This window comes from Arcobacter denitrificans (SeqCode) (genome assembly GCF_048571185.1).
Lineage (GTDB): Bacteria > Campylobacterota > Campylobacteria > Campylobacterales > Arcobacteraceae > Arcobacter > Arcobacter denitrificans.
Genome location: NZ_CP182350.1, coordinates 502,597 through 524,486, shown reverse-complemented (window position 1 = coordinate 524,486; position 21,890 = coordinate 502,597). Strand labels below are relative to the sequence as shown.

Genomic DNA, 21,890 nt, shown 5'->3' with positions numbered 1-21,890 from the left:
TTATGAGTGTATTATTAGAACTAGCTATGTTTCCAACAGACCAAGGTGAGAGTAAAAGTGAATATGTAGCTCAAGTGATAAATCTTATAAAACAGAGTGGTTATACATATCAACTAACTTCAATGGGAACAATAATAGAGACAGATAAAATAGGTCAAGCCTTAAAACTCGTAGAAGAGTGTTATAATATTTTAGAGTCAAATGGTTGTAATAGGGTTTATTCCACCTTGACATTTGATATTAGAAAAGGTCATAACAATAGATTAAAATCAAAAATAGAATCTATAGAAAAACATATAGGGGAAGTTTCAAAATGAAATATATAATTATAGTAACATTATTCGTAAGTGCACTTTTTTCAGCAGATGATTTACAAGAGTGTGTTCAGTCAACAGTTTCTAAAACTTCAGTTATTTTTACTTGTATGCATGGGGAGTATTATGTAGAGTATGAATCGACTTCAAAAAGAGATGTTAAAGAGATAAATATTCTTTATACTAGTGCTGATAAATATAAGCATTTAAAAAACTTAAAACGTTTACCTAAAGATATTGATTAGTGTACAATGGCATTATGCCATTGTACAACAGATACCCTCATACCTTTTTTTATCTTTTTTACACTATGTGAAAAGTAAGGATTACTTAAAAAAGAGACAAAATCTCCCTCTTTAGGTTTAATTGATAGTTTTCTAAACTTATCATCAAATAAAAAATCAAAAACTAACTCACCGCCACTAAATTCAAACTCATCACTTGGCTCTTTAACATTTGTTGTGATAAATAAAACAGTTGTAATAATTCTTGCCGGAGCGACAGGATTGAACTCAATAATGTTTTTATCTAAATCAACTATTTCACTACAGTTATCAGAGTGTCTTTTGTAAAAACAGCCATCTTTATAAATAAGTATTTGAGGCTCAATTGATTGCATAAGAGAGACATTAAAAAACTCTTCTATTTTATTTCTTTGTGATTCAAAAAATCTATTATACTCTTTTATAAAAGTTTCATTAGGAATGATACTGTAGGTATTTCTTATCTGTGTATTCTTTTTAGGAAGAACAACTCCATCATCTGTACTAATTATCCCTATCTTTTTTGATTCATCTTCATGATTTTTTATAAAACTTTTCATACCTGAAAAATCAAAATCAATATTTTCATAAATAAAAGGAGTTTCATAATAGGGATTAGGAAGTATTTTCATACTTTCAGGAACAATAGTATCAAGCCAATGTTTTGGGCAAAAAATATTATTGCCAACTTGAGTTAGTTCAAGTTTTTTGATATTAAAAGGTGCAGTCATATAACCTACTAAATTTTTTGTGAAATTATAGCACTTATTTTAGTAATCTATACCTTTTGTTTTAAAACTATATCTATGTTCTTCACTTCGTCCAAACTCTTTCATCATCTCAATGTGGATTTTTGTTCCATAACCTTTATGTTTTTCAAACTGGTAGTTTGGGTATTTACTTGAAATCTCTATCATATATCTGTCACGGCTAACCTTTGCTAAAATTGATGCAGCACTAACTTCAGCATAATTTGCATCTGCTTTTATCTCATGTCTTAACTCTTCTATTCCAAAAGAGGTATTTCCATCCATTAAATATTCACTTGCACTAACATTTTGCATAATCTCTGTTATGGAGTTTTTCAGACAAAGTGATAAGCCAAGAGTATCTAAGGTTTTTGCATCTGTAAATACTATATGATAAGAAGAGTTAGTTATTATCTCTTCAAAAAGTTTTTCTCTTTTCTTTTCACTTAGTTTTTTGGAGTCATTCAATCCTTCTATTGGATTTGTTAGAACAACGCCAGCCACAACCATAGGACCAGCTAGTGGGCCACGTCCTGCTTCATCTATACCACATAACATTTAATCTCACTTTTTAAAAAATAAATATATAATAATTATAATTTTTTTTAAGGTTATAATATGAAAAAATTATATGTAATTACTCTTTTAATCTCACTTATGTTTTTTAATTCATGTTCAAATTCAGAAAATAAAAGTATAAAAATAGGACTTATCGCAGGTTTAAGTGGTAAATATTCAGAACTAGGTAATGATGTTCTTCGTGGTGTTACCTTAGCTTTGGAAGAAGTTGATTCAAAAATCAATAATATACCAGTAGAGCTTATCATTAAAGATGATAAACAAGATTCAAATATAGCACTCAATGAAATAAAAAATTTACTTGATACAAATACATCTTTAATCATTGGAAATACAACCAGTTCTATGACTAAAGTCTCCTTAAAAGAGATAAAAGATAAAAAAGATATTTTATTAATCTCTCCAACTGCAAGTAGTGATATCTTTTCCAATCTAGATGATAACTTTTTAAGAACACAAGTTGCATATAATCCTTCACGTTTTGATATGTTTTCGGATTATTTAATAAAAAATAAGTTATTGAATATTGCATTTATATATGATGAAAATAATTTGACATATTCAAATACTTATATGGATAATTTTGAACTATCCCTTAAACAAAAAGAAGTACAACCTTTAGTTGTAAAGATGAAAATTACGGAAGACTATTCTCATATTAAAGAAAAATTAGATTCTATAAAACCAGATTTAGTTGTTGTTATTGCTAACTCAATTGATTCTTCAAAATTGATTCAATATTTAAGAATAAATGATAATAAAGGTTTGATTTTATGTTCTGCTTGGGCAAAAACTGCTGATTTTATAGAAAATGGTGGCAAATATGTTGAAGATGTTTTTTTTATCACAGATTATGATGATGCTTCTTTGGATAAAGACTTTTTAGAATTTGTTAAAAAATATAAAGAAAGATACTCTGATTCTCCTTCTTTATTTTCATCTCAAGCATATGAAACGGTTAAGATTATTATTGAATCTTTAAAAATAAACCCTGAAATTAAATCTTTAAAAAATACGATACTAAATAAAAAAGTTTTTAATGGTCTTCAGGGAAAAATATATTTTAATAAGTTTGGTGATATAAAAAGGGATGTTTTTATAATGAGTATTAAAAATAATCATTTTATTAAAAAAAGTTTGGAAAACTTTTAATATGAAGAAATATAGTTTAAAATATAGTTTAATTATATTATTTAGTATTTTTACTTTTATTATTACATTTTGTATTGGTTCCATTTCAAGTTATAGCTTATATTCTTCAAATTTAGATTTAGTAGCCCATGCTCAAAAAAATACATTAAAACAAGTTAATTTAAAAGCAAATTTTATTTTAGAAAAAATAGAAAAAATTTCATCATATATACATAATGAGTATAAAAATAATCCTAAAATCTTAAAAGATATTGTGAAATTAAATGATAACATAATCTCTATTCTTATATTAAATAAAAAAGGTATCATTAATGACTTTTATTCTCAATCAAATTTAAATGTTTATAAAGGATTTGATTATTCAAATAAAAAGTATTTTGAATCCTTAAAAAATAATAATTTTTATTGGTCTGATGTGTTTTTTTCAACAATAGATGAAAAGCCAACAATAACTTTTAGTAAGAAAATTTCCAATGATAATGTTGTTGTTATATTTATAAATCTTGAAGATTTTGCACTTTTTACAAAAAATTATATCAATACGGACGGAAGTCATATGATTAAAATGTTTGATAAAAAAGGTGTAATACTTATAGATGAAGACAATGCTAAAAATGTTTTACAACGTGTTAACACGTATACTTTTAATGTATTTGTTAATTTTATTAATAAAACTAAACCTTATACTCAACAAATATATGATTCAAAACTTGATGATTCAAAACAAATAGCAATGTACACAACCATAGAAAAAACAGGTTGGAAGATTATTGCTCAAAAAAATTATCAAGACTTACTTAATAATGTTTGGATAGTAGTTTCAAGTATAATTATTATTTTGGTGTCATTTATTATAGTTGTAATAATAATTGCAATATGGTTACTTAAAAAAGTATTTATAGAAATTGATAATTTAAATATAAATGTTTCAAATATTACTAATGGTAAATATAATAAAGAAGTTAAAGAGTCATTTTATAAAGAGTTTAATCCTTTGATTGAGAATTTTAGAAAAATGCAATATAAAATTGATAAAAGAGAATATTCATTAGAAAAATCATTAAAAAGTTTTAAGTCATTATTTAATTCAACAATGGAAATTATTATTTTGCATAAGGATTCAATTTGTATTGATGCCAACGATGTTGCTGTTAAAAATCTAGGCTTTAATTCAAAAGATGAACTCATTGGTAAAAATATAATGAAGTTAGTCTCAGAAAACTCTCGTCAAATCGTCAAAAAGAATTTATTAGTTAATAGTGATATTTATGAGATAGAAATACTAAAAAAGGATGGAACAGTTTTAAATGGACTTGTCCAAGGAAAATTTTTAGAACTAGAAAATGACTTAGTTAGAGTTTCAGCAATTATTGATATTACAGAGTTAAAACAAAAGGATGAAATGCTTTTTCATCAATCAAAAATGGCTTCAATGGGAGAGATGATAGAAAATATTGCGCATCAATGGAGACAACCTTTAAGTACTATTACAACAGCAGCTTCTGGTGTTAAGCTTGATTATGAATATAATACCTCTTCTAAAGAGAATTTTTATAAGTTATTAAACTCTATTATTAATAATGCACAGCATCTTTCAAATACTATTGATGATTTTAGAAATTTTTTTAAGAAAGATAAGAAAAAAGAGTTTTTTACTCTATCTAAACTTCTTGATAAAACAATGTTATTGGTTGAATCTAGTTTTAAAAACCATGATATAAATGTAATAAAAGAAATAGATGAAACAATAGAGATTGAAAATTATAAAAATGAATTAACTCAGGCATTAATCAATATTTTAAATAATGCAAAAGATGCACTTAATTTAAAAAGGGAAGAAAATAAATATATAGAAGTATCTATTTTTAGGAAAGATGATAAAGCAGTAATTATGATAAAAGATAATGCTGGAGGTATTGATAAAGATATTATAAATAGAATATTTGAACCATATTTTACGACAAAACATCAATCACAAGGTACAGGTATTGGACTTTATATGACACACCAAATTATAGTAGATCATATGAAAGGTAATATTGAAGTTGAAAATACAGTTTTAAAAGCTGATGATAAAACTTATAAAGGATGTTGTTTTAAAATCACATTAGATACTTGACAAATGTACACTCAAGGTGCTATAATTTATTAGCAGTTAAATTAAAGGAGTGCTAATTATGAATAAAATTTTTGAAAAACTAACAAACCAAATGGCAGAAAGTATAGATTCGTCTGTTGCTTTAGCCTTACATAATAAAAACCAAGAAGTTGAAATTATACACATGCTTTGGGCACTGTTAACAAATACCAACTCAGTACTAAACCAACTATTAAATAAAATGAATATAGACAAAACAGCTTTAGTACTAGAAGCAAAATCATACGCTTCTTCTCTAACAACAGTATCAACTGTTACAAAAGAGAATATAAAACTAAGCAGAAACTTTATTGATTCTTTGCAAAAAGCAGAAGGTCAAATGGCAACTCTTGGAGACAAGTTTATAGCTATAGATTCATGGCTAATAGCAAACTTTGACAATAAAGTATTTAAAGATGTTTTAGGAAAATATATCGATTTACATGAGGCTAAAAAAGAGTTAGAAGCCATAAGAGGTGGAAGTGTTATTGATTCTGCTTCAGGAGATGAAAACTTAGAAGCAATAGGAAAATATGGAATTGATTTAAACCAACAAGCAATAGATGGAAAATTAGACCCAGTAATTGGAAGAGATGAACAAATACAAAGAATGATGCAAATTCTCATAAGAAAAACAAAAAACAACCCAATACTTTTAGGAGAACCAGGTACTGGGAAAACAGCTATTGCAGAAGGCTTAGCTCAAAGAATAGTAGCAAAGGATGTTCCTCTATCTTTACAAAATAAAAAAGTTGTAACCTTAGATATGAGTGCCTTAATTGCAGGGGCAAAATATAGAGGTGAGTTTGAAGATAGATTAAAATCAGTTATTGATGAAGTTAAAAAAGCTGGAAATATTATTTTATTTATTGATGAGATTCATACCATTATAGGAGCAGGAGCTAGTGAAGGAAGCATGGATGCTGCAAATATTTTAAAACCAGCCCTTGCAAGGGGAGAACTACATACTATTGGAGCAACAACACTAAAAGAGTATAGAAAGTATTTTGAAAAAGATACCGCTATGCAAAGAAGATTTCAACCAATCTCAGTAGATGAGCCAAGTGTAAATGAAGCATTACAGATATTAAGAGGTATAAAAGAGAAACTTGAAACTTTCCATAGTGTTACTATAAATGATAGTGCCCTAGTATCAGCTGCAAAGTTAAGTGATAGATATATCTCTGATAGATTTTTACCAGATAAAGCCATAGACCTTATAGATGAAGCAGCAGCAGAGCTTAAAATGCAAATAGAGAGTGAACCTATTGTTTTATCAACTGTAAAAAGAGCAATTCAAACTTTAATGGTGGAAAAATCAGCTTTAAAGATGGAAAAATCTAAAAAGAATAGCCAAAGAATAGAGGAAATAGAAAAAGAGTTAGCAAATCTGAGTGAAGAACAAAGAGCCTTAGAATCAAGATTTTTAAATGAAAAAGAGACATTTAATAAAGCCTCAGGTTTAAAAGTAAAAATTGATGAACTCAAAACAAAAGCACAAGCTGCAAAAAGAGAATCAAGATTTGAAGAAGCAGCATCTATAGAGTATGGAGAAATACCTGAGTTAGAGAAACAAGTAAAAGAGAATGAAGAGAAATGGAACATCATGCAAGAAGAAGGAACACTTTTAAGAAATAGTGTAGATGAAGATGCAATTGCAAGTATTGTTTCAAGATGGACTGGAATTCCTGTAAACAAAATGTTAAGTAGTGAAAAACAAAGAATTTTAGAAGTGGAAAAGGTATTAAAAGAGGATGTAAAAGGTCAAGATGAAGCTCTAAAAGCAATAAGTAGAGCAATAAAAAGAAACAAAGCAGGGCTAAGTGAAGATAGTAAACCAATAGGTTCTTTTATGTTTTTAGGGCCAACAGGTGTCGGTAAAACAGAGAGTGCAAAAAGTTTAGCAAAGTTTCTGTTTGATGATGAAAAATCACTTATTAGATTTGATATGAGTGAATATATGGAAAAACATGCAGTTTCAAGACTAATTGGTGCTGCTCCTGGATATGTGGGGTATGATGAAGGTGGACAGTTAACAGAAGCAGTTAGAAGAAAACCTTATAGTGTAATTTTATTTGATGAGATTGAAAAGGCTCATCCCGATGTATTTAATATCCTACTTCAAGTACTTGATGATGGAAGATTAACAGATAATAAAGGTGTAACTATAGATTTTAAAAATACAATTATTATTTTAACTTCAAATATTGGAAGTTCTAAAATTATTGAAATATCTGATAAAGAAAAAAGAAAAGATGAAGTGTTTTTAGAAATCAAAAACTATTTTAGACCAGAATTTTTAAACAGATTGGATGATATAATTATTTTTGAACAATTAGGATTAGACTCAATTACAAATATTGTTTCTATAATGTTTGATGATATTAAGAAAAAGTTACAAGATAAAGATATCCAAATAGAGTTAAGTCAAAGTGCTAAAGAGTTTATTGCAAAAGTTGGATTTGATCCAGTGTATGGGGCAAGACCTCTAAAAAGAGCACTCTATGAAATAGTAGAGGATAAACTTGCTGATTTAATATTAGAAGATAAAATTACAGCTGGAAGTAAAGTTGTATTTGATGTGCAAAATGATGAGGTAATAGCAAAAATATAGTTTTAGGAAAGGTTTACTTTGGCTTAATATAAAGAAATTTTAAGTTAACTTTAACTATAATCCGCAACTTGAATTTTAAAAAGGGAATGACACTATGAAAAGAACATACCAACCGCATAACACGCCAAAAAAGAGAACTCACGGTTTTAGAGTTAGAATGTCTACTAAAAATGGTAGAAAAGTTATTGCAAGAAGAAGAGCTAAAGGTAGAAAAAGATTAGCTGTTTAAGCAAAGAACACAGACTAAACAGCTCAAGAGATTTTAAACAACTATATCAAAGCGGCAAAAAATGGCATACGCCATCTTTTGTCGCTTTTTTTAGGTCTAGTGAAAAGCTAGAAATAGGTTTTGTTACTTCTAAAAAAGTAGGAAATGCTGTTTATCGAGCTAAAGCTAGAAGAAGACTAAGAGCTATAGTTTTGGAAAATGAAGAAAAAATCATAACAGGCAAGTATATTTTTGTAGCAAAAGATGAGTTATTAAAGAAGTCATATGTGCAATTACAAAAAGATTTTAATTTTGCTTTTAAACGACTAAACTTATACAAATGAACTTTGTATTTAAATATCTAATTAAGTTTTATCAGAAATTTATATCACCTTATACATATGGAAGTTGTAGATTTTACCCAACTTGTTCAGAATATGGACTATGGCAGATGGAAAATAACTCTTTTTTTAAGGGTATTTATTTTACAATAACACGGATATTAAAATGTAACCAGCTTTTTGAAGGAGGAATTGACTATCCAATAGTTAATAAAATCCCGCGTAGAACTGTCATACATAAAAAAATCAGAGTAAAATATTGGTATATACCAACAAATGATAAAAAATACTTTGTAGTAAAGAATTGGGAGAGAAATAAGAATAATGAATAATTTAAATAATAATCAGGGTATGCAAAAGCGAATGTTAATAATGACATTAGTCGTTTTTGTATTTTTTATAGCTTATGAATTTTTGGTTTTAAAACCTCAAAAAGAGGCTCAGGCTGCTAAAGTAGCTCAAGAGAAAAGTGCACAAGCTAATAGTGCTCCACAAGTGGTTCAAAACAGCACAAATCCTGAATCTGCTCCTGTTTCAAATATATCAAGCCCTTCAAATATTGTTGATGCTTTATCAACAAAAGCAATCGCACAAAATGATATAGTTTCAACTATTACTACTGGTAAAAATATTATTCAAATTGATAAATTAGGTAGAATAGCACAAGTTACTCTTTTAGAAAGACAATATATAACAGAAGATGGTTCTCATATAAAACTTTTTGAAGCAGATCAATTAAGACCCTTAGAAGTTAGATTTGCAGACTCAAATATAAATAATGAAGCTTTTAAAGTACCTGTAACTGCTAGTTCTGTTGTTGTTGATGCTACAAAAGATACACAAACTCTTGTTTTAACACAAGTATTAAAAGATACAGTTTTAACTAAAACATTTACTTTTTATACTGATGGTCATTATGATTTAAAAGCAAAAGCAACAAATAATAAACAGTTTTTTATAACATCTGGATTTAGACCTAATGTATTAGCTGATATGTATGCTGACCATGGTGTTATTGTAAAGCTAATTGACGATACACTAGATGTAACTGTTGATGGTGATTCTGATAAATCAAAAACATATAATGGTGCAAAATTTTTAAGTGCATTTGATAGATATTATACTACTGTTGTGTATAACTTTGAAAAAACTTTTCAAGTATCACTTATGCCTGATAAAGAATCAAATCCTCAAGGTTTTGTTCATTCTGAAAATGCATCTATTGCTTTTAGTGGATATATGGGACCAAAAGAGCACAAAACTTTATCTGCATTAAATCCTGAATTAACTGATGTTATTGAGTATGGATGGTTTACATTTATTGCAAATCCTATGTTTTTATTCTTACAATTTATTCAAAGTTATGTAGGTAACTGGGGATGGACAATTGTTATTGCTACAATCTTAATTAAACTTGTACTTTATCCTTTATCATACAAAGGTATGGTATCAATGCAAAAACTAAAAGATTTAGCTCCTAAAATCAAAGATATTCAAGCTAAATATAAAGATGATAAACAAAAACAGTCATCTCATATGATGGAACTGTATAAAAAGAACGGTGCAAATCCAATGGGTGGATGTTTACCATTAGTTATGCAAATTCCTGTATTCTTTGCCATCTATAGAGTTTTATTAAATGCAATTGAATTAAAAGGTGCTGAGTGGATTTTCTGGATTCATGATTTAGCAGAGATGGATCCATATTTTGTATTACCTGTATTGATGGGTGCAACTATGTTTTTACAACAAAAAATTACACCAAATACATTACAAGATGAGACTCAAAGAAAAATATTCCAATTTTTACCTGTAATATTTACTTTCTTCTTCTTATGGTTCCCAGCAGGTTTAACTCTGTACTGGTTTATTAATAACTTATTTACTATTTCTCAACAATTTTATATTAATAAGCTATTTGAGAAAAGAAGATCAGCTGAAGTAGAAGAGAAAAAAATATCTAAAAAATAGGAAATAAATATGAAAAAATTTGAAGCAAAAACATTAGAAGAAGTATATGAATTAGCATCAAATGAATTTAGTTGTTCCATTATTGATTTAGAAATAGAGATAATCCAACAGCCAAGTAAAGGTTTTCTTGGCTTTGGTAAAAAAACTGCAATAGTAACTGCCCAAGTAAAAAGAAGACAAAGAAGAGATAACAAAAAATATAAAGATACACGATATAAAAAATCAAATATTAATATTGAAGATGTATCTGAAAAAATTGCTAATACAAAAACACAAGTAAAAAAACAGACAGTTCAAAATACTACAAAAGTTCCTAGTGTAGAAGGTAAAGAGAAAATCTTTGATAACTTTTACACTGAAAACAATCAAAAAGAAGAAATAGCCAAAATAGTTATAAAAAAAGATAGAAATGAAATAATTTCTGAAGTAAAAAAAGATATTAATAAACTATTTCAAAATACTTGTTATGAAATAGATGAAATAGAAGTTGATTTTTATGATGATGATACTTTATACGTAGAGTTCAATGGCAAAGATTCAGCACTTTTAATAGGCAAAGAGGGATATAGATATAAGGCTTTATCATATATTTTATTTAATTGGATAAATGAAAAATATGGATTTATGTTAAGACTTGAAGTTGCAGAATTTTTGAAAAATCAAGAAGAGGCTATCTATAACTATTTAATTCCAGTAATTGAAACAATAAATGAAACAGGAACATATAAAACTAAACCTTTAGATGGTATTTTAGTTCATATTGCTTTAAAAAGATTAAGAGAAGAGTTTCCTAATAAATACGTAGCTGTTAAAACTAATGTTAGAGGTGATAAGTATGTATTAGTAAATGAGTATAGAAGTAATTAATTCTCTATGGACTCACTAGATACAATTGTTGCAATTGCAACAGCCAATGGCATTGGTTCTATTTCAATCATAAGAGTAAGTGGTAAAGATGCTTTACCTTTTGCTTTAGCTCTTTCAAAAAAACAAATCCTAAAACCACGACTTGCAACACTATCAAATGTTTATAATAGCAATGATGAAATCATAGATGAAGCACTATTAATCTATTTTAAAAATCCACACTCTTTTACGGGTGAAGATATTGTAGAGTTTCAATGTCACGGTGGTATTGCTATTTCAAACATTATATTAAATGAGCTTATTAAACTTGGGTGCCGAATGGCAAATCCTGGAGAGTTTTCAAAAAGAGCTTTTTTAAATAATAAAATAGATTTATCAAAAGCAGAAGCGATAGCAAAACTTATAGAAGCTAGAAGTGAAGATGCCGTTAAATTATTGGCTCGACAACTAAAAGGAGAGCTTACTAATTTTGTAAATGATATTAGAGAAGATTTACTTTTTATGCTTGCATACACAGAAGTTAATATTGACTATGCAGAAGAAGATTTACCTGAAGATATTTTTGAACAAATAGAGAGAAAGTTAGAAAAAATAGTTGTCAAATTATCAGATACACTTGAATCAAGCAAAAGAAGAGAAGGTCTAATAGAAGGTTTTAAAGTAGCAATCATAGGTAAACCAAATGTTGGAAAATCTTCACTTTTAAATAAACTTCTAAATTTTGATAGGGCAATTATAAGTGATATTGCAGGAACTACTAGAGATACAATTGAAGAGTCAGTAAAAATAGGAACTCACATTATCAAGATAGTTGATACAGCAGGTATTAGAGAAGCTAGTGATACAATTGAAAAAATAGGTATTGAGAAGTCTTTAAGTGCAGTAGATGAAGCTGATATTATTATTTCACTCTTTGATAATTCAAAAGTTTGTGATAGTGAAGATAAAAAAATCATAAATATATTAGATGAGATTGAAAATAAAGAAAAACTAGTTGTATTAAATAAAATTGATTTGGAATCAAAGTTTGACAAGTCTGCTTTAAAAGATGACTATATAGAACTAAGTACAAAAAATAGTATTAATAGTTTGATTGAAAGAATTGAAAAGATTTTAGATAATAATTCTCATGACGATAACATGACTTTAATCTCTAAAAGACAAGTAGATGCAGTGGAAAAAACTCTGTATCATATACTAGAATCTAGAACACCACTTCAAACAGGGGAGTTAGAGTTTTTTGCACATCACATACATGAATCTATTGAGAATATTTCATTAATAACAAGACCATACGAAAATGACCAGATGTTGGATGTGATGTTCGGAGCTTTCTGCCTCGGAAAATAGCTGTATAGGCACAGCTTTTTGCACACTTCTGCGTTGGTATTTTGATTTTATAAACTCACTTACTTTAGTAAGCTCCTTCATAAAATCAAAATACCGCCTTGAATTGCACTAAAAATCTATACCTCTACAGCTATTTTATGTATTTGGAAATAATAGGAATTAAATGAAAACTTATGATTTGATTGTAATAGGCTCTGGAGCTGCTGGGATGATTGCTGCTATTAGAGCTGCTAGGGATGGTAAGAGCGTGTTATTACTTGAACAGCAAGAAAAGCTAGGTCCTAAGCTAAAAGCTACAGGTGGTGGACGTTGTAACCTTACAAATACTCTTGATAATTCAGACTTTATGAACTCTTTTGGCCGAAATGGTCGTTTTATGATGGATGCTATTACTTTATTTGATTATAAAGACTTAATGAACTTTTTTAAAGAAATAGGTGTTGATACTCATATTCCTGATGGATTTAGGGTTTTTCCTATTACTCATAACTCTTCAACTATTATAAAAGCTTTAGAAGAGGAACTTATAAAACAAAATGTTGAAATAAGATGCAATACTAAAGCCCAGACTCTGTTATTTGAAGGTGAAGCTATTGTTGGTGTTCAAACTTTAGATGACAAGTTTTTATCTGCTAGTGTTGTTGTTGCAACAGGAGGTTTAGGTTATCCAATGCTAGGAGCCAATGGTGATGGGTTTACTTTTGCAAAAGAGTTAGGACATAAAGTTACTGACTTATACCCTGCGATGTTGCCTTTGATTTCAAAAGAAAAATGGGTTGAAAACTGTAAAGCAGACACTATTGCAAAAGCAGAGCTTCGTATTGATTTACCAAAGGCTAAAAAACTAAAAGCAGTTGGGGATTTAATTTTTACCTCAAAAGGTATTAGAGGTCCTGTGGTTTTAGATTTTTCACGTGAAGTTACACCTTTTTTAGAAAAACATGGAGAAGTTCCTCTTATAATCAATATGATTAAAGGCAAAAATGAAGAAGAGGTTAGGGTACATATAAATAATGAAATAAAAAATAATCCTGACTCGTCTGTTTTAGAAAATATAAGCTCTTTAGTTCCACCTTCTGTTGCAAAGGCACTTTGTATATTAAGCAAAGCAGATACAAATAAGAAGTTCAAAGACTTAGCAGGACAAATAAGAGACAAACTTATAAAAAATCTTGTCTCAACACCTTTGACTATTATTGACCATGTAGGTTTTAAACAAGCAATGATTACAAGGGGTGGGGTTAGTTTAAAAGAGATAAATCCAAAGACAATGCAAAGTAAAATTATAAAAGGTCTGTATTTTTGTGGTGAAGTGGTTGATTTAGATGGACCTTGTGGAGGATATAACCTCCAATGGTCTTTTTCAAGTGGAAACTTAGCGGGAAAACTTTTAGATTTTTAAGAAATTATTATAATCAGGTTTTTCTATCCAAATAAACTTTGCATTCTCTTTATCAATATCTATCCAAGAGTTTGTTTCAAACTCTATTTTCAAAACTTCCCCTGGTTTTATCTCTTCCCTATAAACATCAAGAGTTATTGTAAGTGCAGTTAATGAAGGATTGTGACCTATTAGAAACATCTCATTTACCGTATCAAATGTATAAGATATTGTCTCTATCAGTTCATTTACATAGGCTTGAAAAAGTACTTCATTATACATGATGTTTTTATCATACTCTAAGATTTTTGAAACTATTTCTGCTGTTTGCCTTGTACGATTTGCTGGACTTGCAACAATCAAGTCAGGTTTAATCTCTAAAGAGTGTAAGCCTTCAGCAATTTTATTTGCTTCTTCTATTCCTTCTGGGGATAATTTAATATCAAAATCATCTTGATTTTGTTTTGCTATTTGCTTTTGAGGATGTCTCATTAAATAAAGTGTTTTCATTATTAATCCAATTGTCTAATTATTGTTATTTTAAGTAAATTTTCCTACAAATAATATAAAAACTTACAAAATCTTTTAATTTCTTTTTGGTGGATTAGTATATGAAACAAATTTTGAACTCTTTTTATGCAAATCTTTCCAATCTTGAATAGAAATATCTATTTGTATTAAACTTCCTGTTTGAATATTATTTTCAAAATTTATTAGCCAAGAAGCAAATTCATTAAGACCTGGATTGTGTCCAATTATTATCAAAGTGTCTATGTGTTTATCAACTTTTTTTATTATATTCATTATTTCACTACTACTCGCATGATACAAACTATCCATAAAAACAGCATTTTTATCATCAAATATTCCACTATGAGTTAGCTTAGTTCTTTTAGATGTACTACAAAGAATCAAATCTGGTTTTATGCTATTTTTTAAAACAAACTCTCTCATAAATTTAACTTGATATTTACCTCTATTGTTTAGTGGTCTATCAATATCTTTCAAAGAAGAATCTTTCCATGAAGATTTTGCATGTCTTAATAAATATAATTTTTTCATATGGTTTTCCTTTTATATAAAAGATTATAAAATACTAATATAATTTTACTAAGGAAGAAACATGGAGCAAGTAAAGACAGTCTTTTTTTTAACACTTTTAACTGTTTTATTCGTTTTTATAGGATTTTCGTTTGGTGGTGCAAATGGTGCACTTATTGCATTTTTAATTGCAGGTGGTATGAACTTTTATGCATACTATTATTCAGATAAACAAGTACTAAAACACTACAACGCAGTTATTATTGAAGATAGAAAAAATTACATATATAAAATTGTAGAGAAATTAACATATGAAGCTAAGCTTCCTATGCCAAAAGTCTATTTGATACCTGATAGGGTTCCAAATGCCTTTGCTACGGGAAGAAATCATCAAAATGCTGCTGTTGCAGTTACTCAAGGTTTAGTTGATTTATTAAATGAGCGAGAAATAGAGGGTGTTATTGCCCATGAATTATCTCATATAAGACACTATGATATTTTAATTGGAACAATTGCTGCTGTATTTGCAGGGGCAATTGCAATGATTGCAAACTTTATGCAGTTTTCAGCAATGTTTGGTGGGAATAATAGACAAGGTGCCCATCCTATAGTTATGATTCTTATGGCTATTATTTTACCAATTGCAGCTTCTATAATACAAATGACAGTTAGTAGAAGCAGAGAGTTTTTAGCAGATGAAGGAGCTGCAAGACTTACAAAAGATCCAGGTGGACTACAAAGTGCTTTATCAAAACTAGAATCTTATGCAAAAAGAGGGCAAATAAATGAGGCAACAGAAGAGACAGCACACATGTTTATAATAAATCCTTTTTCAGGAAAAGATGTAAAGTTTGGAAATCTATTTAGAACTCATCCTACAACTGAAGATAGAATAGCAAGACTTGAAGAGTTGAAGTTTGAACTAAAAAACTAGATTTATTGAAAAATATCAATCATCGTGTCTAAATCAACACAATCTTGCAAAATAGGGTAAATCCCTTTTGCAATAAGTGAAATTTTCAAGTCATAATCTATATCTTTTATTAAAAAGTAGTTAACTTTAAAGTCATGCAAAAGTTCAGGTAGCAAGTTACAGGCGATTTCATCATCGTTGTTAAATGCTGGATTTATAATACAGTTTTGAGATTTTAATTTATAATCTTTTATAAAATATATCCAGATATATTGAGCATCTTCATTTGCATAATCTATATTTTCATTTGAATTTGAACAAACAGCAAGGTGAAATTCATTTGTTACTTCATGAACTTTTATATTACTTCCTGTTACCAATGCTAATGAAATCTTTTTTCTGGCACTCTTAACAATTCGAGCAAAGGTTGCTCTTGATACATTCATTTTTTTTGCTGCATCTTCTTGATACATACAAAATGAGTCCATAAGGTGTATAGCTTCTAACTCTTCATGTAGTAATACTATGTCTTCTTTTGCTTCAATATCCTTTGGACCAAAGTATTTACATACTGGTACAAGGTCTAGTTTTCGTTTTAATTTATCTCTTGCCATTGCTTACCTTAATTTATTTAATATTCTATCATAATATACTTGACATATGCTCAAAATATAGTTATAATTCCTGTCATATGTTCATTAATGTTAGAAAGTAAAATTTAAATGAATATTTTTTACAGTATTTATAAATTTTAGCTCCTTTGTTGTTTATTTGAAATCTAACAAATAACATACATTATTAATCTTATTTCTCTATCCCCCTTCAGGAGAATAATTTTAATAAGCGCCCCTTTATTTTGTAAAAACCACTTTCATTATATTTTATTACTATTTAGGTTTTTACAAAATTTTTAAATCAAAATATGCAAAAATAAATCAAAAAAAAAGCTGGAATAAACCAGCTTCGACCTTTCAACTTAACCAAAGTAAAGGTCAAGCTAATCTTACAAAAGCTTTGCTTTAATACCTTTTAATTATAAACTTTTTTAATATTATTTATATTACTACTCATATTTAATATAATCATATCTGCAATAACCAATGCCATCATTGATTCAGTAACAATAGAACCTCTAACTGCAACACATGGATCATGTCTTCCTTTTAATTCACATGATACTTCATTATTGTGTATATCAATACTATCTTGTTTTATAAATACAGAAGGTGTTGCTTTAAAGAAAACTTTTACATTAATGTCATCACCATTAGATATTCCACCTAAAATTCCACCTGAGTGGTTTGTTTTAAAGCCATTTGCATCTATTTGGTCATTGTTATCATAACCTTTTACTTTACTTGCATCTATTCCATCGCCAATTTCTACTGCTTTTACTGCATTTATTCCCATCATTGCAGCTGCAATTTGGGCATCAAGTCTATAATATAATGGCTCACCTAGTCCAATAGGTGCATTTTTAACATTTACTAAAGCAACACCACCAACGCTGTTATGAGAGTTTTTAGCATCTAAAATCGCTTCTTTTTGAAAGTCTTCTTTATTTTTATCTAGTGAATAAATATCAGATGTTTTTGCATAATCAAAATCAAAAGTTGAAGACTCTATGCCATCGATTGCATAAATTCCACTTCTTACTTCAATATTCATTTCACTTAAAAACAGTTTTGCAATAGCTCCAGCTGCAACTCTTGCTGCTGTCTCTCTTGCACTACTTCTTCCTCCACCTCTATAATCTCTGATTCCATATTTATGAAAGTATGTAAAATCAGCATGTCCAGGTCTAAAAAGGTCTTTTATATTTGTATAATCTTTACTTTTTTGGTTTTCATTAAATATTACCATAGCAATAGGTGTTCCTGTAGTCTGTCCTTCAAAAACACCTGATAAAATCTCTACTTTATCACCTTCTTTTCTTGCTGTTGCAAACTCATTTTTACCTGGTTTTCTTCTATCCATTTCAGATTGTATAAATCTTTCATCGATTTTAATTCCAGCTGGAACTCCATCAACAATACAACCTAATGCATTTCCATGACTCTCTCCAAAAGTTGAGAATCGAAACTTTTGTCCAAAACTATTCATTTTTCTTTTAACCTTTTAATGTATCTAATGCTATTTTTGCAACGGCTTGTTGAGCTAACTTTTTGCTTTTGCCTATTGCTTGTCCATAATTTTTATCATTTATCCAAATAGAGACTTCAAACTCTTTTTTATGATCAGGTCCATATGAAGCTTCAATTTTATACTCAGGAATTGAGCCAAACTCTGCTTGTGTTATCTCTTGAAGAGCCGTTTTATAATCACTAAATAAGACATCTAAGTTAATTTTATCATATGATTTTTCTAATAGGGCCAAAATAATTGGTTTTAAAACTTCTAATCCTGATTCTAAATAAACAGCACCCATAATCGCTTCAAAAGCATCTGATAATATAGAAGCTTTTGTTCTTCCTTTATTTCTCTCTTCTGCTACTGATAAGTAAATATAATCACCTAGTTTTATCTCATTTGCTAACTTTGTAAAACCTGTTTCATTTACAAGGGAAGCTCTAATTTTCGATAAATCACCTTCATTTGATGCTGGGAACTTTTTATATAAGTATTCACCAACTATTAAATTTAAAACTGCATCACCCAAAAACTCTAATCTTTCATTATTATATGGTTTTTTAAAACTTTTGTGCGTAAGTGCTTCGACTATCAGATCTTTATTTTTAAACTGATAATCCAGGCACTTTTCTAAACTTGAATAATCATTCATATTTTTCCTTTATATTTTGTGCAAAATCTTTTGCAAGTATATCACATCTTTCATTTTCTTCATGACCTGCATGACCTTTTACCCAAGAAGCAACGATTTTGTGGTTTTGTGATACTTCAACATACTCTTTCCATAAGTCATCATTTTTAACAGGTTTTTTTGTTGATGACTTCCAGTTATTCTTAATCCATGAACTTAGCCATTCATTTATTCCTTTTACGACATAAGTAGAATCAGAAGTAATATGAACATCACAAGGCTCTTTTAAAGCTTTTAATCCTTCAATTACCCCTTTTAATTCCATTCTATTATTAGTAGTGTTATCTTCTCCACCACTTAGCTCTTTTTTCTTACCATTAAACTCTAAAATTGTTCCATATCCTCCAGGACCTGGATTTCCTAAAGATGAGCCATCACTGTAAAGATTGATTTTTTTCACTTATTCCCTTATTTAAATTATGTTTGACTTTAAATGTTAACGTGTTATGACAGTGAGGACATCTTGTGGAATAAATTGGAAGAGTTTTTTTACATGAGGTACATAAAAACTCAAAATTTAAATCAGCATTTATATTTGCTTCATTTTGATTAATCAATATCAATATTCCAAAATTAAAATCATCACTTTTTTCTAAATTATTTAAATATCCCTTAGCATTGTACAACTCTTTTAATAGTGGACTATTTTCAACTTTATCAAAATCAATATCATTGAAATCCAAGTACCAAAGTAAATCTATTATTTTAGTAATATCAAACTTTTCAATATTTTCCCAAAAAAAGTCTTTATTGTATTGTAATAGATACTCTAAAAGCATTCTTTCTACGATTCTATTTAGTTTAAAAAAGGCATAGAGTTTTTCTGTTTTTTTATCAAAAGAGATAATAGGGTCGTTTAAGATAATCAATGTTTCAATATAAATTCTATCCCTAATGGTATCAATACCTAACTCTTCAAGTGAATTAATAACATCTAAGGCTTTCTCATAATCTTTTAGTTTTTCATTAATCAAAAGAAGATACTTCAAAGCTTCACTATTTCTTGGAGAAAAATTTAAAATCTTTAAAAATATCTCCCGTGATCTTTGTAGAAAGCCACCTTTAAAGTAAGTTGAACCTAAAAGTTCTAAAAGTTCTTCTTTTTTTACTCTATCTTTTACATGTTCTAGAAGTGCCAAATAAACTGTTATAGCCCTTGTATAATCACCCTTATGTAAAAAAGTTGAAGCTAAAAGTAAAATAGAGTCAAAGGGGAGGTTATATGTTTTGTATAAGTGTACATAATCTTCTTCTTTAAGTTTTCCTAATTCAAAACGTTTTAGAAGTTTACGATACTCTCTTCTGGCAACTTTTTCTTTATAGGCACCAAAAGTGTAAGTTAAAAATGAGATTACAAATATAAGTAATAGAAGAACAATAATTCCAAAAAGAGGATCTCTATACTCAAATGCTAACTGCAATTATCAAACCTTGTTTTTTATTTTGATATTAATATTATCATAATTGAACATATAAAAATCTAAATTGTAAAATCAAAGAGATTAAATTGTATAATCTTTTCCATGATAAACAAAGATTCTATAGAAAATTTAAAAAACCATATTGACATAGTTGACACAATCTCACAATTTTTACAATTAAAAAAATCAGGAGCGAACTTTAAAGCTTGTTGTCCTTTTCATGGAGAGAGTACTCCCTCTTTTGTAGTAAGCCCTGCAAAGCAAATATACCATTGTTTTGGTTGTGGTATTGGAGGTGATTCTATTAAGTTTGTAATGGAGTATGAAAAACTCTCATACCCAGAAGCCATAGAAAAACTAGCTAGTATGAATAACTTTTCTCTAGTTTATGATGACACCCAACAGAAAAAACAAGATACAAAAGCAATAGAAGAGATAAATAGGTATTATCAGAAAAATTTTGTATCCAATAAAGTTGCAAAAGATTATATAAAAGAAAGAGGTATTTTTGAATCTTCAATTGAAAAGTTTGAAATAGGATATGCTCCCACTTCCCAAGAGACAATAAATTATCTAAAGTCAAATTATTTAAACCTAAATGATGCAAAAGATTTAGGAATCATAGACTCAGGAGCAAATGGCTTATATGCAAGATTTATTGAAAGAATTACCTTTCCAATATATTCATTAAGTGGTGCTTTAGTTGGTTTTGGTGGTCGAACAATAACAGGACACAATGCAAAATATGTAAACTCACCCCAAACAAAAATATTTAACAAGTCAAGATTACTTTATGGCTATAATCTATCAAAAGAGAAAATCTATAAAAGAAAAGAGATAATTATCACAGAAGGCTACTTGGATGTAATTATGCTACATCAAGCAGGCTTTGATAATGCAGTTGCCACACTTGGAACGGCACTTACAAAAGAGCATTTACCTATACTAAAACGTGGTGAGCCAAGAGTAATTGTGGCATATGATGGAGATAATGCAGGACTCAATGCTGCTTTTAAAGCTGCACAACTTATGGCTCACAATGATTTTGAAGGTGGAGTTATTATTTTTGAAAAGGGTTTTGACCCAGCAGATATGGTAAAAGATGGGAAAATTGAAGAGCTAAATAAAATCTTTTTAAAACCAAAACCTTTTATTCCTTTTGCAATTGATCATATAATTTCTCAATTTGATTTAAATGACCCTCAAAATAAACAAAAAGCCTTGCAAGATGTTAATGAGTTTTTAAATACTTTAAATGCTCTTTATCATGATGAGTATTCTAGATATATTGCACAGAAGTTAAATATTAGAGAAAATTTAATAAAGGTAAAAAAGAGTAGTGTAAAAACTAATAATAATGTAGAACTCTCAAAGGTAAATATTGGAGAACTTTGTATTATTAAAGCTATTTTAAATGATAAACAAAGACTTTCAAGGGTTTTAGATGTGATTGACTCTTCTATGTTTGAATACCATAAAAATGAGTTTGAAATATTGATGGATAATATAAATGATGAGAGATTAAACTCAATACTTTTAAATGAAAGATTAGAAGATTATGATGATGAAAGATTAAATGCAGAACTTTTAGTTTTACTAGGAAAGTTTTATTCAAATAAGTTAAATGAAGTTTTATATGATAAAACTTATACTTTCAATGAAAAAAGTTCTCTAATAAGAAAAATAAAAGATAATATTGCAATGTTAAAAAGTGGAAAATTAATAGCATATAATCTATAAAATTAATAGTCATAAAACTTTTTTTAAA

23 protein-coding genes are annotated in these 21,890 nt (G+C 28.4%); 14 read left to right on the top strand and 9 right to left on the bottom strand.

The window, feature by feature from the left end; genetic code table 11:
• Positions 1-2: 2 nt before the first annotated feature.
• Entirely contained in the window at positions 3-317 is a 315-nt protein-coding gene (locus ACNI28_RS02745) for an MTH1187 family thiamine-binding protein (protein WP_419765365.1), read from the top strand.
• Positions 314-559 carry a hypothetical protein gene (locus tag ACNI28_RS02740; protein WP_419765364.1) on the top strand — a complete coding sequence of 82 codons (246 nt, stop codon included), beginning with the start codon at positions 314-316 and terminating at the stop codon, positions 557-559. The genes ACNI28_RS02745 and ACNI28_RS02740 overlap by 4 nt, the downstream gene beginning before the upstream one ends.
• Here the strand turns inward: ACNI28_RS02740 and ACNI28_RS02735 are convergent.
• Both ACNI28_RS02735 and rnhB read right to left on the bottom strand, forming a co-directional pair.
• Entirely contained in the window at positions 556-1,308 is a 753-nt protein-coding gene (locus ACNI28_RS02735) for a 2OG-Fe(II) oxygenase (protein WP_419765363.1), read from the bottom strand. The two genes, ACNI28_RS02740 and ACNI28_RS02735, sit on opposite strands and share 4 nt — an antisense overlap.
• A gap of 39 nt (positions 1,309-1,347) precedes the next feature.
• Positions 1,348-1,884 (bottom strand): ribonuclease HII, encoded by a 537-nt coding sequence (rnhB, locus tag ACNI28_RS02730; protein WP_419765362.1) that lies wholly within the window; start codon positions 1,882-1,884, stop codon positions 1,348-1,350.
• 60 nt (positions 1,885-1,944) lie between these two features.
• On the opposite strand from rnhB, the gene ACNI28_RS02725 reads away from it, so the two are divergent.
• The 10 genes from ACNI28_RS02725 to ACNI28_RS02680 all read left to right on the top strand — a co-directional run bounded on the left by ACNI28_RS02725 (position 1,945) and on the right by ACNI28_RS02680 (position 13,947).
• The gene (locus tag ACNI28_RS02725; protein ID WP_419765361.1) at positions 1,945-3,057 is read left to right on the top strand and encodes an ABC transporter substrate-binding protein; all 1,113 of its coding nucleotides are present in this window, start codon (positions 1,945-1,947) and stop codon (positions 3,055-3,057) included.
• A gap of 1 nt (position 3,058) precedes the next feature.
• Complete coding sequence (locus ACNI28_RS02720; RefSeq protein WP_419765360.1) at positions 3,059-5,176, top strand: ATP-binding protein; 2,118 nt, start codon at positions 3,059-3,061, stop codon at positions 5,174-5,176.
• Between the two features lie 58 nt (positions 5,177-5,234).
• On the top strand, positions 5,235-7,808 hold the full coding sequence (locus ACNI28_RS02715; protein ID WP_419765358.1) for an ATP-dependent Clp protease ATP-binding subunit: 2,574 nt from the start codon (positions 5,235-5,237) through the stop codon (positions 7,806-7,808).
• A 94-nt stretch (positions 7,809-7,902) separates the two neighbouring features.
• The gene (gene rpmH / locus ACNI28_RS02710; RefSeq protein ID WP_013136169.1) at positions 7,903-8,037 is read left to right on the top strand and encodes a 50S ribosomal protein L34; all 135 of its coding nucleotides are present in this window, start codon (positions 7,903-7,905) and stop codon (positions 8,035-8,037) included.
• Entirely contained in the window at positions 8,025-8,360 is a 336-nt protein-coding gene (gene rnpA / locus ACNI28_RS02705; RefSeq protein ID WP_419766441.1) for a ribonuclease P protein component, read from the top strand. The genes rpmH and rnpA overlap by 13 nt, the downstream gene beginning before the upstream one ends.
• Entirely contained in the window at positions 8,357-8,689 is a 333-nt protein-coding gene (gene yidD, locus ACNI28_RS02700; RefSeq protein WP_419765357.1) for a membrane protein insertion efficiency factor YidD, read from the top strand. Before rnpA ends, yidD begins: the two co-directional genes overlap by 4 nt.
• A 40-nt stretch (positions 8,690-8,729) precedes the next feature.
• Positions 8,730-10,328, top strand: coding sequence for a membrane protein insertase YidC (gene yidC / locus ACNI28_RS02695; protein ID WP_419765356.1), 1,599 nt, complete (start codon positions 8,730-8,732; stop codon positions 10,326-10,328).
• A 9-nt stretch (positions 10,329-10,337) separates the two neighbouring features.
• Positions 10,338-11,195 carry a Jag N-terminal domain-containing protein gene (locus tag ACNI28_RS02690; RefSeq protein ID WP_419765354.1) on the top strand — a complete coding sequence of 286 codons (858 nt, stop codon included), beginning with the start codon at positions 10,338-10,340 and terminating at the stop codon, positions 11,193-11,195.
• 6 nt (positions 11,196-11,201) lie between these two features.
• Positions 11,202-12,545: a tRNA uridine-5-carboxymethylaminomethyl(34) synthesis GTPase MnmE gene (gene mnmE / locus ACNI28_RS02685; protein WP_419765353.1), complete on the top strand. Its 1,344-nt coding sequence runs from the start codon at positions 11,202-11,204 to the stop codon at positions 12,543-12,545.
• Positions 12,546-12,708: 163 nt separating this feature from the next.
• Positions 12,709-13,947 (top strand): BaiN/RdsA family NAD(P)/FAD-dependent oxidoreductase, encoded by a 1,239-nt coding sequence (locus tag ACNI28_RS02680; RefSeq protein ID WP_419765352.1) that lies wholly within the window; start codon positions 12,709-12,711, stop codon positions 13,945-13,947.
• Here the strand turns inward: ACNI28_RS02680 and ACNI28_RS02675 are convergent.
• Positions 13,936-14,436 (bottom strand): SixA phosphatase family protein, encoded by a 501-nt coding sequence (locus ACNI28_RS02675; RefSeq protein ID WP_419765351.1) that lies wholly within the window; start codon positions 14,434-14,436, stop codon positions 13,936-13,938. The two genes, ACNI28_RS02680 and ACNI28_RS02675, sit on opposite strands and share 12 nt — an antisense overlap.
• Positions 14,437-14,511: 75 nt before the next feature.
• Positions 14,512-14,988, bottom strand: a complete 477-nt coding sequence (locus ACNI28_RS02670) for a SixA phosphatase family protein (RefSeq protein ID WP_419765349.1) — start codon at positions 14,986-14,988, stop codon at positions 14,512-14,514.
• 61 nt (positions 14,989-15,049) lie between these two features.
• On the opposite strand from ACNI28_RS02670, the gene htpX reads away from it, so the two are divergent.
• Positions 15,050-15,901, top strand: coding sequence for a zinc metalloprotease HtpX (gene htpX, locus ACNI28_RS02665; RefSeq protein ID WP_419765347.1), 852 nt, complete (start codon positions 15,050-15,052; stop codon positions 15,899-15,901).
• A 2-nt stretch (positions 15,902-15,903) separates the two neighbouring features.
• On the opposite strand, the gene ACNI28_RS02660 is transcribed toward htpX, so the two are convergent.
• The 5 genes from ACNI28_RS02660 to ACNI28_RS02640 all read right to left on the bottom strand — a co-directional run bounded on the left by ACNI28_RS02660 (position 15,904) and on the right by ACNI28_RS02640 (position 20,122).
• Positions 15,904-16,494, bottom strand: a complete 591-nt coding sequence (locus ACNI28_RS02660; RefSeq protein ID WP_419765346.1) for a DUF134 domain-containing protein — start codon at positions 16,492-16,494, stop codon at positions 15,904-15,906.
• 415 nt (positions 16,495-16,909) lie between these two features.
• On the bottom strand, positions 16,910-17,983 hold the full coding sequence (gene aroC, locus ACNI28_RS02655) for a chorismate synthase (protein WP_419765345.1): 1,074 nt from the start codon (positions 17,981-17,983) through the stop codon (positions 16,910-16,912).
• A 7-nt stretch (positions 17,984-17,990) separates the two neighbouring features.
• Entirely contained in the window at positions 17,991-18,662 is a 672-nt protein-coding gene (gene rnc / locus ACNI28_RS02650; protein WP_419765344.1) for a ribonuclease III, read from the bottom strand.
• A complete protein-coding gene (gene rnhA / locus ACNI28_RS02645; RefSeq protein ID WP_419765342.1) occupies positions 18,655-19,101 on the bottom strand; it encodes a ribonuclease HI in 447 nt (148 codons plus the stop codon). The genes rnc and rnhA overlap by 8 nt, the downstream gene beginning before the upstream one ends.
• Positions 19,076-20,122, bottom strand: coding sequence for a tetratricopeptide repeat protein (locus tag ACNI28_RS02640; protein WP_419765340.1), 1,047 nt, complete (start codon positions 20,120-20,122; stop codon positions 19,076-19,078). The genes rnhA and ACNI28_RS02640 overlap by 26 nt, the downstream gene beginning before the upstream one ends.
• A 102-nt stretch (positions 20,123-20,224) precedes the next feature.
• On the opposite strand from ACNI28_RS02640, the gene dnaG reads away from it, so the two are divergent.
• Positions 20,225-21,862 carry a DNA primase gene (dnaG, locus tag ACNI28_RS02635; protein ID WP_419765339.1) on the top strand — a complete coding sequence of 546 codons (1,638 nt, stop codon included), beginning with the start codon at positions 20,225-20,227 and terminating at the stop codon, positions 21,860-21,862.
• The last annotated feature ends 28 nt before the right edge of the window (positions 21,863-21,890 follow it).